The sequence below is a fragment of the Bordetella tumulicola genome, from assembly GCF_054779135.1.
In genome coordinates, this window is record NZ_BAAGYU010000019.1 from 60,964 (window position 1) to 74,606 (window position 13,643).

Consider the following 13,643-nt stretch of genomic DNA (forward strand, 5'->3'; position numbering starts at 1 on the left):
GAGCCGCTGCAATGAAGATCGTCTGCCTGGGGGGTGGCCCCGCTGGTTTATACTTCGGCCTGTTGATGAAGCTGCGGGACCCGTCCAACGAGGTCACCGTCGTCGAGCGCAATCGACCCTACGACACCTTCGGCTGGGGCGTGGTTTTCTCCGATGCCACGATGGACAATCTGCGGCAGGCGGATCCTGTGTCGGCGCAAACCATCGGTGATGCCTTCAATCACTGGGACGACATCGAGATTCATTTCAGGGATCACAGTGTTCGCACCAGTGGACACGGATTCATCGGCATCGGTCGCAAGAAACTGCTGAACATTTTGCAGGCGCGCTGCGAAGAGGTCGGCGTCAAACTGGTTTTCGAGACACTGGTCCAAGACGATCAGGCCATGGCGCAACAGTACGACGCGGATCTGGTCATCGCGTCGGACGGGCTCAACAGCCAGGTGCGCACGCGCTATGCAGAGACGTTTGAACCCGATATCGATACGCGACGCTGCCGGTTTGTGTGGTTGGGTACGACCAAGGTCTTTGACGCGTTTACGTTTGCGTTTGTCCAAACGGAGCATGGCTGGTTTCAGGCACATGCGTATCGGTTCGAGGATGGGTTGTCGACGTTCATCGTCGAGACGCCCGATGAAACCTGGCAGGCCTCGGGCATCGGCGAGATGAGCCAGCAAGAGGGCATCGAGTTCTGTGAAAAGCTGTTCGCTCCCTGGCTTGATGGCCATCCGTTGATCAGCAATGCCGCGCATTTGAGGGGTGCGGCTATCTGGATCCGTTTTCCGCGCGTGATCTGCAATACCTGGGTGCGCTGGAATACCCTGGAGACACCGCGCGGCGAGCGTCGCGTGCCGGTGGTTCTGATGGGGGACGCGGCTCACACGGCGCATTTTTCCATCGGATCGGGTACCAAGCTGGCGCTGGAAGACGCGATAGAGTTGGCGCGTTGCCTGGGCGGCGCCGAAGTCGGACTGGAGCAGGGCCTGCAACATTACGAAGATGTACGCAGCGTCGAAGTCCTCAAGATCCAGAATGCGGCGCGCAATTCGACGGAATGGTTCGAAAACGTACAGCGTTATGCCGGGCTGGATCCCGAACAGTTTGCGTATTCGCTATTGACACGTTCACAGCGCATCTCGCACGAGAATTTGCGCATGCGCGATCCGGCGTGGCTGACGGGCTATGAGAGCCGATTGGCGCGACGAGCGGCGAGTCAGGTGGGCGCGACTGGCGAGGCCTCCCTGGCCGAGGCGGCGATGGGAAATGGCATTGCTGGCCGTCCGGCGAAGGTTGCCGAGGCCACGGCTGCACCCTTGCCAATGCTGACGCCGTATCGTGTACGTGGAATGGTAGTGCCGAACCGCATTGTCGTGTCTCCCATGGCGATGTATTCCTGCGTGGACGGGGTGCCGGGGGATTTCCATTTGGTGCATCTGGGCGCGCGCGCGCTGGGCGGGGCGGGTCTGGTGATGGTCGAGATGACTTGTCCCTCGGCGGACGGCCGGATTACGCCGGGTTGCCCGGGGTTGTGGAACGACGAGCAGGCGCGGGCGTTTAGACGGATCGTGGAATTTGTCCATGGCCAGAGTCCGGCGCGCATCGGAATACAGCTTGGGCACGCGGGCCGCAAGGGGTCGACGCAGGTGGGCTGGCAGCAGATGGATCATCCGCTGCCGTCCGGCAATTGGCCGCTGTTATCGGCATCGGCGTTGCCTTATCTGGCAGGTATCTCGCAGACGCCGCGCGCGATGACGCGCGAGGATATGGATCGTGTACGCGACGAGTTTGTGGCGTCGGCGCGGCGCGCGGCCGAGGCCGGCTTTGACTGGCTCGAGCTGCATTGCGCGCACGGCTATTTGTTGTCCAGTTTTATTTCGCCGTTGGCCAATCACCGAGACGATGCGTACGGCGGTAGTCTGGAAAATCGTTTGCGTTATCCCCTGGAGGTATTTCGTGCGGTGCGCGAGGTCTGGCCCGTCGATCTGCCTATGTCGGTGCGCATTTCGGCGCATGATTGGGTCGAAGGGGGCATTACCGCGGATGACGCGGTGCAAATCGCGATCGCCTTCAAGGCGGGAGGCGCGGACATGATCGATTGTTCTTCGGGGCAGGTCAGTCCGGACCAACAGCCTGTGTATGGCCGTATGTACCAAACGCCGTTTGCCGATCGGGTTCGCAACGAAGCGGGAATCGCCACGATTGCGGTGGGGGCCATCTTCGAGGCGGATCATGTGAACGGCATCATTGCATCGGGACGCGCCGATTTGTGCGCACTGGCGCGCCCACATCTGGCAGACGCCTCCTGGACACTGCGCGAGGCCGCCCGCGTCGGTTGCCGCGAGACGACGTGGCCAAAACAGTACGTGGCGGGCAAGCGCCAGTTGGAAACCAACTTCGAACGCGCCGCGCTGTTGGCGCAACAGGACGTGAAATGAGCGGATTGAGCGATGCGTTAACAGGGCGTCATGCGCTGATCACCGGCGGCGCGCGAGGTATCGGCCTGGCGTGCGCCCGGGCGCTGCAGCAGCGTGGGGCCACACTGACCCTATTGGGTCGAAATCAGACGGCACTGGACGAGGCCGTGGCGGCATTGGGTTCGCAGGCGACGGTGCGCGCGGTGGTGGCCGATATTGCCGACGAGGCCGCGGTACGGGCCGCGTTCGAACAGGCCACGCGCGACGCCGGCGCCGTGGATATCCTGGTCAACAATGCGGGCCAGGCGGTCAGCCAGCGATTCGATCGAACAGACGCGGCCTTGTGGCAATCCATGTTGGCGGTGAACCTGACGGGGACCTTTCACTGCACGCAAGCGGCGTTGCCCGGCATGTTGGCCGCCGGTTGGGGGCGCATTATCAACGTGGCCAGCACCGCGGGCCTGATCGGCTACGCCTACACCAGCGCGTATTGCGCGGCCAAGCATGGGGTGATGGGCCTGACGCGTGCCCTGGCGCTGGAGGTCGCGCGCAGGGGCATCACAGTGAACGCTGTCTGCCCGGGTTTTACGGAGACCAACATCGTGCGTGAGGCCGTCAGCAACATCGTCAGCAAGACGGGCCGTACGGCCGAGGCGGCACGAGACGAACTCGCCGCGCGCAATCCCCAAGGCCGGCTGGTGCAGCCCGAAGAGGTTGCGCAGGCTGTGGCCTGGCTGGCCTTGCCGGCTAGCGCGTCGATCAATGGGCAAGCCATCGCCGTCGATGGCGGTGAGGTCATGCCCGGCTGACTCATGCCCAATTCAACCGCCATCGGCAGAACATTCCTAATACTGAGTGCAGATCCGCAGGAGACATCATGACCGCAGCCCCTAACGAACACACCATGAAGCATCATCGTCGCCCCTATGCGGATTATGCGGCCCGGACTTTCCTGTGGCAGGTGTCGTCCGATGCCAAGGTTGCCACTATCACGCTGAATCGACCTGACCGCAAAAACCCGCTGACGTTTGATTCGTATGCCGAGCTCCGCGATCTGTTTCGCGGCCTGGTGCTCGCCACTGATATCAAGGTCGTGGTGGTGACCGGGGCAGGCGGCAATTTTTGCTCGGGCGGCGATGTGCACGAAATCATCGGCCCACTGACCAAAATGACGATGCCGGAGCTGCTGGATTTCACGCGGATGACGGGGGATCTGGTCAAGGCGATGCGCGCGTGCCCACAACCGATTGTGGCGGCGGTTGATGGGGTGTGCGCCGGGGCGGGGGCCATGGTCGCCCTGGCCTCGGATTTGCGCGTGGGTACCCCGGCGGCACGTACAGCATTCCTCTTTACTCGGGTGGGGCTGGCGGGCGCCGACATGGGAGCTTGCACCTTGCTGCCGCGCATGATCGGTCAAGGCCGTGCCTCGGAGTTGCTCTATACCGGCCGCGCGATGACCGCGGACGAGGGCGCGCAATGGGGTTTTTTCAATAGTTTGCATGACAGTGCCGGGTTGTTGGAGGCTGCGCAAACGCTGGCTGCGCAACTCGCCGCGGGTCCGACCTTTGCACACGGCATGACCAAAAAACTGCTGCACCAGGAATGGAACATGGGCGTGGACGAGGCTATTGAGGCCGAGGCTGAGGCGCAGGCCATTTGCATGCAGACGCGTGATTTTCATCGCGCGTACGAGGCATTCGTCGCCAAGCAAAAACCGGTATTCGAAGGGGATTGAAATGGCCGGCGCAAAGGTGGCTGACACGACGTTCGCTTAGACGGCCACGGTTAGCCATCGCAATCATCATCGCATTGCAAGGGGAACATTATGGAACGCTCTGCCCATCTGGATACCTACGCACGAGATCATTTACCACCACCCGATGAGTGGCCCGAGTTCTTGCTCGATGGTCCCGATGTGAATTACCCCTCCCGCTTGAATTGCGCGGTAGAGCTGGTCGATGCCATGGTGGCGCGCGGTGACGGTGGCCGGATCGCCCTGCGTTGGCCTCAGGACGGCCAGCCCAGGACGATGACCTACGCGCAATTGCAAGCCCTGACCAATCGCATTGCCCATGTGCTGACCGAGGACATGCAATTGGTGCCTGGCAATCGCTTATTGCTGCGCGGCCCCAACAATCCGATGATGGCCGCGTCGTGGTTGGCGGCGATCAAGGCGGGCCTGGTGACGGTGCCGACGATGCCGCTGTTGCGTGCCAAAGAACTGAAGCAGATTATCGACAAGGCTCAAGTATCGGCGATGCTGTGCGACACGCAATTGCGTGTCGAGGCCGAATATTGTTTGCAGCCCGGGCACGAACATCACTGCGCGCCACTGCGCCAGATCATGTTGTTTAACGACACTGCGCCCGACGCCCTGGATACATTGGCGACGGCCAAGCCAGACGATTTCACGGCATGTGACACCGCGGTCGACGACGTGTGCCTGATTGCCTTTACCAGTGGCACGACGGGCATGCCCAAAGGGTGTATGCATTTTCATCGTGACGTGCTGGCCATGTGCGATCTGTTTCCTCGCCACGTGATCAAGCCCCAGCCGGATGATGTTTTTTGCGGCACGCCTCCGTTGGCGTTTACATTCGGTCTAGGCGGACTGCTGTGTTTTCCGCTACGGGTAGGGGCCAGCGTCGTGTTGGCCGAGAAATTGAATCCCGAGACGCTGATGGCGTTGATTCAGGATTTTCGCGCCACGATCGTCTTTACCGCGCCCACGTTCTATCGTCAGATGGCGGCGCTCGCGGATAAATATGACATTCGCTCGCTGCGCAAGAGTGTTTCGGCAGGCGAGGCATTGCCCGATGCGACACGACAGTTGTGGAAGCAGGCCACGGGTATCGAGATGATCGATGGTATCGGCGGCACCGAGATGATTCACGTGTTCGTATCCAGCCCGCCCGATGAAGTCCGTCCCGGCGCGATCGGCAAAGTAGTGCCGGGGTATGTCGCTTGCGTGGTGGATGACAACATGCAGCCCGTACCGAATGGCACGGCGGGGCGCCTGGCGCTCAAAGGGCCCACGGGTTGCCGCTATTTGGCCGACGATCGCCAGCGTCGCTTCGTGCAGCATGGATGGAATCTGCCTGGCGACACGTTTGTGCAGGACGACGATGGCTATTTCTTTTACCAGGCACGCAATGACGACATGATCGTCTCGGCGGGTTACAACATTGCCGGCCCCGAGGTCGAGGATGCCTTGCTGCGTCACGAGGCTGTGGCGGAGTGCGGCGTGGTGGGCAAACCGGACGAAGAGCGTGGCCAGATCGTCAAGGCCTTTGTCGTGCTCAAGCCGGGTTACGAGCCCTCGTCCGAGTTGTCGGAGGCGCTGCAGCGATTTGTGAAGGGCACAGTGGCGCCCTACAAGTATCCACGCGCTATTGCTTTTGTCTCATCGCTGCCGCGTACCGAAACGGGCAAATTGCAGCGATTCGCGTTGCGAAAAATGGCGTAGACGCACGATGCTTGCCGCGTCGCAGCGAGACTCGGGCCGGTTGTGGTTTGACGCAATTTTTGATGATTTATGTCTGTGCATACAGGCCGTTTTTAATACAACAAGGTGATCCCATGGATATTTTGCAACCGCCAGACTGGACGCCGCCGCGCGGCTACTCGAACGGAGTGATGACGCAAGTCGCAGTGGGTGACCGACTGGTGTTTGTGGGTGGACAGGTGGGCTGGAATGGTCTGCAGCAGTTCGAGACCGATGACCTTGCCGAACAGGTGCGCCAGGCTTTATTGAATGTGATGGCGATCTTGACCGAGGGCGGAGGCAAGCCAGAGCACATTGTGCGCATGACTTGGTATGTGAAGGATAAGCGCGAGTATGTCGCGGCTTATCCCGAGATCGGCAAGCACTATCGGGAAATCGTCGGGCGCCATTTCCCGCCGATGAGTGCGGTCGAGGTGGCGGATCTGGTTGAGGACCGCGCCAAGGTCGAGATCGAGGTGACCGCCGTGATTCCGGCGTGACCCTGCGGAAAAAAAGGGCTGGCAACAGCAAGATTTATGGCCGAGCCCTCGACGCCCTATGGTCAGTTGTCCGCAACGATCTTGAAACTTGCCGTCTGCCGCGTGATGAGGCCATTGGATACGACGAACGTGTCGGTTCCAAACTCAACTTTTGATGTGGCAGATTTGCATGTCCATTCCACGTAGGCCAAATCCTCGTGGATCACCGCCACGTCGGTGCGCCATGTTGCGGCAGGCAGGTCATTGATCAGTTTGGCATACATCAACGCGATCTCTCGTGATCCAAGGTAGGTGTCCCCATTGACGATGACCACGGCGTTTTCCGCATAGTGGGTCGACACTTTGACAGCATTCTGCTCACCGAGCGCGGCTTCGTGGCTGGCAAGAACTTGTTCAGTAGTAGGCATGATGTGATTTCTCGTAGATAGTTAACTGACTGCTTGTCGTCAGCGGAGTGAAACGCTGAATACCCGCTTTCTGAAAAGTTGTTCTCGGTCGTCATGGTGATGATGCTTCCTGAGCCCTGGCGGGGAGAACCCGCCAGGGCGTTGATCAAGAAACCGAAATCACCACTTTCCCGCGGAGCGGCTCGCCATTAACCTCACCTCGCTCCAATGCGGCGTGGGCTTCCGGGATCTGCGCTAGCGAAAACCTGGCGCCAATGATCGGGCGGATGCGACCATTCTCAAGCAGCGTCTTGAGAGCCTGCAACTTGCCCCGGTTCTGGCGAGTGAAGACAAAGTGATACTCGGCGTTCACGCCCCATGCTGCGATGAGGTTCTGTGGCGTGGCCAGATCGACCAGCGTCACGACGCGGCCGCCGTCGCTGAGTACGTGAGGTGACTGGCTCAGTGTTAGGCCTCCAATCGTGTCGAACACCACATTCACGCCCTTGCCACCCGTCAAGCGGGCGATCTCTTGCACGTAGTCCTGGGTGGCGAAGTCAATGGCGTAATCTGCGCCCAACTCGCGCACGAACTCTAGATCAATGCCCCGGGCGGTCGTGTAGACGGTTGCGCCCAGTGTCTTGGCCAGCTGAATCGCGACGGACCCAACGCCCCCTGCCCCACCGTGAATCAGCACGGACTCCGCCGGACCCAGCTTTGCTCGCGAGACGAGGGATTCCCACGCGGTTCCGCCCACGAGAGTCATAGAAGCAGCCTCTTCGTGCGACAGATTCGCAGGCTTGTGCGTCACCAATGCTTCCGGGACGACGTTGTACTCGGCGTAGGAGCCTCCCTTGGGACCAAAGATCTTGGGGGTGTAGAACACTTCGTCACCCACCTTGAAGTCGATCACGCCGGGGCCCACCTTTTCGATCACGCCTGAGACGTCATGGCCGGTGATGGCAGGCAGGGGAACATACTCCGGATAGTCGCCCCGGCGAATCTGGTAGTCGAGAGGGTTGATGGCAGTGGCGATCACGCGCACCAACAGCTCACCGGTCTCTACTTCAGGAATTGCCACGTCCTGCAGCTCAAAGCTGTCATGGCCGCCAAACTTCTTAAGAATCATCGCTTTCATTTCAATCTCCATTTCTGTAAAAAGAAATATCGGGAAATTCCGATATTTAGTGGTAAAAAAATTACAGCTCTTTCCCTATGATGGCGGCAAGAGCGCTGATGGTTGCTTCGTTCCGCTTGTAGTAGGTCCACTGACCAATCCGCCTGACTTCGACCAAGCCCGCTCGTTGCAGCGTTGCAAGATAATCAGACACTGTTGACTGCGATAGCCCGACGCCTTCTTGAATACTGCTGACGCAGACGCCGACCGTAAGAACGTCCCCTTCATCCTGCGGAGGGAAATTGTTCGCCGGATCCTTCAAACCTTTCAAGATTTCAAGGCGCGTACGGTTTGAGAGGGCTTTGAATATTTCGAGTAAATCCATGATGTGATTATATCGAAATTTACCGATATGTCAATGCGAGGTGCAGGGCAGTCCGCAGGGACTGACCTATGCCCGGTCTCATCCCTCCAGGGACGCTTTATGCCTAGGATGCGTTTGGCTAGATTCGTCAGGCTTTCATCCCGGCGAAGACAGCCTCGGCCGCATCCAGCGTGGCGTCAATGACCTCGTCGTCGTGAGTGGCTGACACGAAGCCGGCTTCGAACGCCGACGGCGCGAAGTGCACGCCGCGATCCAGCATGGCATGAAAGAAGTGCTTGAACGCTTCGGTGTCACCTGTCGATACCTCGGCAAACGAGGTGGGCACCGTGTCGCGGAAGTACAGGCCGAACATACCGCCGATGGCGTCGGTCGCGAACGGAATGCCGGCGGCCTGGGCGCGCTGGCGCAGTCCGTCTGTCAGACGCAAGGTTTGCTTGGAGAGCTGTTCATAGAAACCTGGCTGGGCGATCAGGCGCAGCGTGGCCAGACCGGCGGCCACCGCTACCGGGTTGCCCGATAGCGTTCCCGCCTGATAGACCCCGCCCAGCGGCGCGAGGTGGGCCATCAGGTCGGCACGGCCACCCAGCGCGCCGATGGGCATGCCGCCGCCGATGACCTTGGCCAGCGTCGTCAGGTCAGGTTTGATGCCCGTCAGGCCCTGTACGCCCTGGGGTCCCACACGAAAACCGGTCATGACTTCGTCAAAGATCAGCACGGCGCCGTGCTGCGTGCAGACGTCGCGCAGCCCTTGCAAAAACCCGTCGGCCGGTTTGATCAGGTTCATGTTGCCGGCCACCGGTTCGACGATCACGCAAGCGATGTCGGCGCCATGTTGAGCGAAGGCGGTCTGCACCGCAGTCAGGTTGTTGTACTCCAGCGTCAGCGTGTGCGCCACGAATTCAGGCGGTACGCCAGCCGAACTGGGGTTGCCGAACGTCAGCAGCCCCGAGCCGGCCTTGACCAGCAGGCTATCCGAATGCCCGTGGTAGCAGCCTTCGAATTTGACGATCTTGGCACGGCCGGTGGCGCCGCGAGCCAGGCGTATCGCGGTCATCGTCGCTTCGGTGCCCGAGGTCACCAGGCGCACGCTATCCAGCGAGGGCAGGCGCTCGATGAGCGTTTCGGCCAGTTTGACCTCGGCCAGGGTGGGGGCGCCAAAGGACAGGCCGTCCAGGGCGGCTTCGCGCACGGCCAGGACAACCTCGGGATGGGCATGCCCGAGAATGGCGGGGCCCCAGGAGCCGATGTAGTCGATGTAGCGAGTGTCTTCTTCGTCCCACACATACGGACCTTGTGCGCGCTTGATAAAGCGCGGCGTGCCGCCCACCGAACGGAAGGCGCGTACGGGCGAGTTGACGCCGCCGGGAATGCTGCGGCAGGCGCGATCAAAAAGCTGGGCGTTGGTCGACATGATGTGCGGCTTGAGAAAAACGCGGCGGCGGTGCCGTCGCTGGGTGATGATGAAAAGTCCGAAGACGCTAGGATAAACCCTTTGATTTTTGCCTTGCCCGAAGACGGAGCATTGCATGGCGCTCAATCGGGTATCGGGCCGTCCGTAGCTACGCGATAAATGGCGCTGTGCAAGCGACAGCGGCCGCCTGGATATCAGGGGCCTCGAAGAGCCCGGTGATGACCGCGATGCTGTCCGCACCCGCCTGGGCGACTTGGGGCGCCAGCGCCGGCGTGATACCGCCGATGGCGACCACGGCGGCGCGTGTCGAGTTACCCGATATCCTTGCATGGGCCTTGGCGTGCTCTGTCGCCAGGGCGCGTGCCTGCGCGAGCAGACTCAACGGCGCTTGCACCGCTTGCGGCTTGGTGGGGGAGGAAAATACCGCGCCAAACGCGATGTAATCCGCGCCGGCATCGAGCAAAGTTTGCGCTCGATCCAGTTCGTTGTAGCAGGATGCGCCTAGGATCAGGCCGGGACCCGCATCGGCGCGCGCCTGGGCCAGATCACCGTCGTCGCGACCCAGATGGGCACCGTCGGCGCCGACCTCCAGGGCAAGCCGCCAGTGATCATTGATAAGAAATACGACGCCCAACTCGCGGCACAGTGGCGCGAGTGCCCGGGCCTGTGCGGCGCGTTGCACAGAGTCGGCGTTTTTACGGCGTAGCTGGAGGGCGCGCATGCCTCCCGCGGCTGCGGTGCGCACGGCGTGGAGCAGGCGGTCAGTATCGTCCCATTCGGGGGTGACGCCGTACAACCCGGAGGGAAAGCGCAAAGCGGTCATGACGTTGCGATCCGGTTGGGGATGCGACGGCCCATGCCGGCCAGGAATGCCTTGGCCAGGGTTTCATCCGCGTGAAGCAAGGCCTGCTCGACGGCCTTGGGCATCTCTAGCCCCTGCGCCAGCATGGCCGCAGCCGCGACGGCTGCGACCCCACCCGTGTCGGCATTGCGATCGGGTGGGGGCTGCCAGGGCCAGGTGACGGTTTGACCGCCCGGGCCCAGTAGTACATTGGCATGATGTCCGGGGCGCACGGGAGAGCCCAGCACCAGGACCCACTGCGCGCCACCCGCCGCAAGGGCGTGCATGGGGCTGGGGGCGTCGCCGATGTTGATTTCGCCATCGGCGTGCCATTGCGCCAGTCGCAGATGTTCAACCACGACCAGATCGGTTTGGGGCAGCACCAGTTCGAGAGTGGCGGCCAGCAGGTCTTCGGCGTCGTCCTCTGCCGCGACGTCGGACGCCACCAAGCTTCGATGCCCCAGGTGCAGCACCAGTGGCACCTGACTGTAGTCAGCCGCGATCTGAGCTACCACGCTGGCGGTCTCGGCACTGTATAGTCCACCGACTTTAATGGCTTGTACCGGCATGTCTTCGAGCAGGCAGCGAGCCTGATCGTCGAGCAGTTCGGCCGAAATGGGATGGATGTCTTCGATTCCGGCAGTATCCTGCACGGTGAGGGCAGTCGCGGCGGCCAAGCCGTGGCAGCCCAGGCGGGCACTGGTTACTGCGTCCGCCGGGAGACCGTCGGCGCCAGAGGGGTCGACAGGGCCAAAAATCAGAATGAGAGGGGGAGTCACTGGGTCAAAGGCTGCGTGAAAAGACGGAGGTATTCCGGGCCACATGGCGGCAAATCGGGCAACCCCTATTGGGTTTCGGTAAGATTGCCCCATTCTAATGGATGCGACCTGTGCTTTGTCCGTGTTGGACAAGCCTGCCGCCAGTTGATGTAACAGAGAAAAGACAATTATGCGTACTTGGATGTGTTTGATTTGTGGCTGGGTATACGATGAAGAGTCTGGCTTGCCCGAAGAGGGCATTGCGCCGGGTACCCGCTGGGAAGACGTCCCGCCAAACTGGGTCTGTCCCGAGTGCGGTGCCCGGAAAGAAGATTTTGAACTGATGGAAATCTGAACGTGCGGGCGGTGCTGCCGCCTCACGGACGGCCCCAAGGGGGGGCTATGACCGACGAACATTACGATACGCACGCCAATGACGACGACATGTCGCAGGCGCCGGCCACCGATTTTTCCAACCAGTTCCTGATTGCCATGCCGCAGATGGTTGAGGGCAATCTGGCGGGTTCGGTCATTTATATTTGCGAACACACCCAGCGCGGCGCACTGGGGCTGGTCATCAATCGCCCTACAGACTTGACGTTGTCCGGCCTGCTGGAGCGCATCGACCTGAAGCTGGAAATCCAGCCGGTCCATGAGTCGCTGGTATTTTTCGGCGGGCCCGTGCAGACCGATCGTGGTTTCGTGCTGCATGCGCCGGCCGGAGACTACAGTTCCAGTATCAAAATGGGCGATCTGGCGCTGACCACCTCGCGCGATGTGTTGCAAGATGTCGCCGACGGCAATGGACCTGCACGCCTCCTCGTGACACTGGGGTATGCCGGCTGGGGAGCAGGCCAACTCGAAAGCGAGATGGCTCAAAACGCCTGGCTGAATGTGGGCGCCGACGCCAACATCATTTTTGAGGTGCCGCCCGAGGATCGCTATCCGGCCGCCCTGAAACTGCTGGGTGTGGATCCGGTCATGCTGTCCGGCGGTGCGGGGCATGCCTGAGGAAACGCTGCTGGCGTTCGATTTCGGTGAAAAGAAAATCGGCGTTGCGATCGGCAATACGCTGACCGGCCAGGCACGCCCACTCGAAATCATTTTCTCCGAGGTACGCGACGCCCGTTTTGGGCGAATCGCGCAGTTGCTAGAAGAATGGCAGCCCCACCGCGTCGTTGTCGGCCTGGCTTTGGCGTCGGATGGCGGCGAGCAACCCGCTACCGCACGATGCCGCCGCTTTGCAAATCAACTCCACGGCCGTTTTGGCGTGGACGTCGAGCTCGTCGACGAACGGGGCTCCAGCATGGAGGCCCAACAACTTCTGGGCACTCATGCCGCCGACGACGCCGTGGCCGCCACGGTCATTCTGCAACGCTACCTGGACGCGTTGCCATGATGGTTCACGCCAATCACAGGTATGATGCTGGCCGGCCAGCAGTACGCCCTGCGGGAGGGTGCGCCGTGGTCCAGGGAGCTTGAAACTTGTCATTACTAAAGTTGCCACGCGTTGTCCTGCGCCTGATTCTCGTGGCGCTGTGGGTAATTGTCGGCCTACTCTGCGTGGGCCTGGTATATCCATTCCTGAGCCTGTCCGCACGCGCCTGGCTCAACCGCTACTGGTCCCGTCGCCTCATGTCGTTCTGTGGCATCAAGGTAGTCGTCAGCGGCGAGGCATTATTGACGGGCCCCGTCCTGTGGGTCGCCAATCATGTCTCCTGGATCGACATTTTCGTCGTGAACTCCGTTCGCGCCACGGCTTTCGTCGCCAAAAGTGAAATTCGCAGTTGGCCGTTGGTAGGCTGGCTTGCCGCCGGCGCAGGCACCCTTTTCATCGAACGGGGCCAACGCCACGCCGTGCAGGCCGTCAGCGAAGCTGCCCAGGCCCGTTTCCGACAAGGCGCCGCCGTCGGCCTTTTCCCCGAAGGCACGACGAGCGTGGGCGACACCGTTCGCCCCTTCCACGCCAGCCTCTTCGAACCTGCCCGCATCGCCGGCGTTCCCATCCAGCCCGTCGTACTCCGTTTCCTGCATCACGGCCAACGCAGCCCGCTGGCGTCCTTCGTCGGCGAAGAAACGCTCGCAGCCAACATCTGGCGCGTCCTCGGTGAAACAGGCCTCTGCGTCGAAGTCGAATTCGTCGCACCTCTCAGCACGCAAACCGCCGAGGGTCAGCCCATGACCCGACTTGAGCTTTCTAAACAGGCGCGTAGTGCTATTTTGGAGCGGTTGTAGGTGAGTTCTTGAGGCGCCGTTGCAGGGCGAGCGTCGCGGGTCGGTCCCGCCCGGCCTGATCGAAATGGCTCGGGCGCGCCAGGAGGCGCCCTCGGTCCCCTGCGGGGACTGC

General features: G+C 61.3%; 15 protein-coding genes. 9 read left to right on the plus strand and 6 right to left on the minus strand.

Features of this window, described 5'->3' with window-relative positions:
* Window positions 1-11 precede the first annotated feature (11 nt).
* The 5 genes from ACYVDM_RS26325 (at window position 12) to ACYVDM_RS26345 (ending at window position 6,398) form a co-directional block, all read left to right on the plus strand.
* Window positions 12-2,435 carry a bifunctional salicylyl-CoA 5-hydroxylase/oxidoreductase gene (locus ACYVDM_RS26325; RefSeq protein ID WP_415792245.1) on the plus strand — a complete coding sequence of 808 codons (2,424 nt, stop codon included), beginning with the start codon at window positions 12-14 and terminating at the stop codon, window positions 2,433-2,435.
* Complete coding sequence (locus ACYVDM_RS26330) at window positions 2,432-3,223, plus strand: SDR family NAD(P)-dependent oxidoreductase (RefSeq protein ID WP_415792244.1); 792 nt, start codon at window positions 2,432-2,434, stop codon at window positions 3,221-3,223. Before ACYVDM_RS26325 ends, ACYVDM_RS26330 begins: the two co-directional genes overlap by 4 nt.
* Before the next feature lie 68 nt (window positions 3,224-3,291).
* On the plus strand, window positions 3,292-4,149 hold the full coding sequence (locus ACYVDM_RS26335) for an enoyl-CoA hydratase family protein (RefSeq protein WP_415792243.1): 858 nt from the start codon (window positions 3,292-3,294) through the stop codon (window positions 4,147-4,149).
* A gap of 90 nt (window positions 4,150-4,239) precedes the next feature.
* Window positions 4,240-5,880 carry an AMP-binding protein gene (locus ACYVDM_RS26340; protein WP_415792242.1) on the plus strand — a complete coding sequence of 547 codons (1,641 nt, stop codon included), beginning with the start codon at window positions 4,240-4,242 and terminating at the stop codon, window positions 5,878-5,880.
* Between the two features lie 113 nt (window positions 5,881-5,993).
* On the plus strand, window positions 5,994-6,398 hold the full coding sequence (locus tag ACYVDM_RS26345; protein ID WP_415792241.1) for a RidA family protein: 405 nt from the start codon (window positions 5,994-5,996) through the stop codon (window positions 6,396-6,398).
* A gap of 62 nt (window positions 6,399-6,460) precedes the next feature.
* Here ACYVDM_RS26345 and ACYVDM_RS26350 read toward each other — a convergent pair whose 3' ends face one another.
* From ACYVDM_RS26350 to ACYVDM_RS26375, 6 genes are all read right to left on the minus strand, one after another.
* On the minus strand, window positions 6,461-6,805 hold the full coding sequence (locus ACYVDM_RS26350) for a nuclear transport factor 2 family protein (protein WP_415792240.1): 345 nt from the start codon (window positions 6,803-6,805) through the stop codon (window positions 6,461-6,463).
* 145 nt (window positions 6,806-6,950) lie between these two features.
* Window positions 6,951-7,922 (minus strand): zinc-dependent alcohol dehydrogenase family protein, encoded by a 972-nt coding sequence (locus ACYVDM_RS26355; RefSeq protein ID WP_415792239.1) that lies wholly within the window; start codon window positions 7,920-7,922, stop codon window positions 6,951-6,953.
* Between the two features lie 61 nt (window positions 7,923-7,983).
* Window positions 7,984-8,286 carry an ArsR/SmtB family transcription factor gene (locus tag ACYVDM_RS26360; protein WP_415792238.1) on the minus strand — a complete coding sequence of 101 codons (303 nt, stop codon included), beginning with the start codon at window positions 8,284-8,286 and terminating at the stop codon, window positions 7,984-7,986.
* A 127-nt stretch (window positions 8,287-8,413) separates the two neighbouring features.
* Window positions 8,414-9,697 (minus strand): glutamate-1-semialdehyde 2,1-aminomutase, encoded by a 1,284-nt coding sequence (gene hemL / locus ACYVDM_RS26365; RefSeq protein ID WP_415792237.1) that lies wholly within the window; start codon window positions 9,695-9,697, stop codon window positions 8,414-8,416.
* Window positions 9,698-9,845: 148 nt separating this feature from the next.
* Window positions 9,846-10,520: a thiamine phosphate synthase gene (gene thiE / locus ACYVDM_RS26370; RefSeq protein WP_415792236.1), complete on the minus strand. Its 675-nt coding sequence runs from the start codon at window positions 10,518-10,520 to the stop codon at window positions 9,846-9,848.
* Window positions 10,517-11,362, minus strand: coding sequence for a hydroxymethylpyrimidine/phosphomethylpyrimidine kinase (locus ACYVDM_RS26375; RefSeq protein ID WP_415792235.1), 846 nt, complete (start codon window positions 11,360-11,362; stop codon window positions 10,517-10,519). The genes thiE and ACYVDM_RS26375 overlap by 4 nt, the downstream gene beginning before the upstream one ends.
* 124 nt (window positions 11,363-11,486) lie before the next feature.
* On the opposite strand from ACYVDM_RS26375, the gene ACYVDM_RS26380 reads away from it, so the two are divergent.
* From ACYVDM_RS26380 to ACYVDM_RS26395, 4 genes are all read left to right on the plus strand, one after another.
* Window positions 11,487-11,651, plus strand: coding sequence for a rubredoxin (locus ACYVDM_RS26380; protein WP_094819754.1), 165 nt, complete (start codon window positions 11,487-11,489; stop codon window positions 11,649-11,651).
* A gap of 89 nt (window positions 11,652-11,740) precedes the next feature.
* Window positions 11,741-12,307, plus strand: coding sequence for a YqgE/AlgH family protein (locus ACYVDM_RS26385; RefSeq protein WP_415792305.1), 567 nt, complete (start codon window positions 11,741-11,743; stop codon window positions 12,305-12,307).
* Window positions 12,300-12,695 carry a Holliday junction resolvase RuvX gene (gene ruvX, locus ACYVDM_RS26390; RefSeq protein WP_415792234.1) on the plus strand — a complete coding sequence of 132 codons (396 nt, stop codon included), beginning with the start codon at window positions 12,300-12,302 and terminating at the stop codon, window positions 12,693-12,695. Before ACYVDM_RS26385 ends, ruvX begins: the two co-directional genes overlap by 8 nt.
* Window positions 12,696-12,781: 86 nt before the next feature.
* On the plus strand, window positions 12,782-13,531 hold the full coding sequence (locus ACYVDM_RS26395) for a lysophospholipid acyltransferase family protein (RefSeq protein WP_415792233.1): 750 nt from the start codon (window positions 12,782-12,784) through the stop codon (window positions 13,529-13,531).
* Window positions 13,532-13,643 lie beyond the last annotated feature (112 nt).

Coding starts and splice junctions, on each gene's coding strand:
- hemL (WP_415792237.1), bottom strand. CDS start 9,697: ATGTCGACCAACGCCCAGCTTTTTGATCGCGCCTGCCGCAGCATTCCC.
- ACYVDM_RS26355 (WP_415792239.1), bottom strand. CDS start 7,922: ATGAAAGCGATGATTCTTAAGAAGTTTGGCGGCCATGACAGCTTTGAG.
- ACYVDM_RS26360 (WP_415792238.1), bottom strand. CDS start 8,286: ATGGATTTACTCGAAATATTCAAAGCCCTCTCAAACCGTACGCGCCTT.
- ACYVDM_RS26380 (WP_094819754.1), top strand. CDS start 11,487: ATGCGTACTTGGATGTGTTTGATTTGTGGCTGGGTATACGATGAAGAG.
- ruvX (WP_415792234.1), top strand. CDS start 12,300: ATGCCTGAGGAAACGCTGCTGGCGTTCGATTTCGGTGAAAAGAAAATC.
- ACYVDM_RS26335 (WP_415792243.1), top strand. CDS start 3,292: ATGACCGCAGCCCCTAACGAACACACCATGAAGCATCATCGTCGCCCC.
- ACYVDM_RS26385 (WP_415792305.1), top strand. CDS start 11,741: ATGTCGCAGGCGCCGGCCACCGATTTTTCCAACCAGTTCCTGATTGCC.
- ACYVDM_RS26330 (WP_415792244.1), top strand. CDS start 2,432: ATGAGCGGATTGAGCGATGCGTTAACAGGGCGTCATGCGCTGATCACC.
- ACYVDM_RS26350 (WP_415792240.1), bottom strand. CDS start 6,805: ATGCCTACTACTGAACAAGTTCTTGCCAGCCACGAAGCCGCGCTCGGT.
- ACYVDM_RS26325 (WP_415792245.1), top strand. CDS start 12: ATGAAGATCGTCTGCCTGGGGGGTGGCCCCGCTGGTTTATACTTCGGC.
- ACYVDM_RS26345 (WP_415792241.1), top strand. CDS start 5,994: ATGGATATTTTGCAACCGCCAGACTGGACGCCGCCGCGCGGCTACTCG.
- thiE (WP_415792236.1), bottom strand. CDS start 10,520: ATGACCGCTTTGCGCTTTCCCTCCGGGTTGTACGGCGTCACCCCCGAA.
- ACYVDM_RS26375 (WP_415792235.1), bottom strand. CDS start 11,362: ATGTGGCCCGGAATACCTCCGTCTTTTCACGCAGCCTTTGACCCAGTG.
- ACYVDM_RS26340 (WP_415792242.1), top strand. CDS start 4,240: ATGGAACGCTCTGCCCATCTGGATACCTACGCACGAGATCATTTACCA.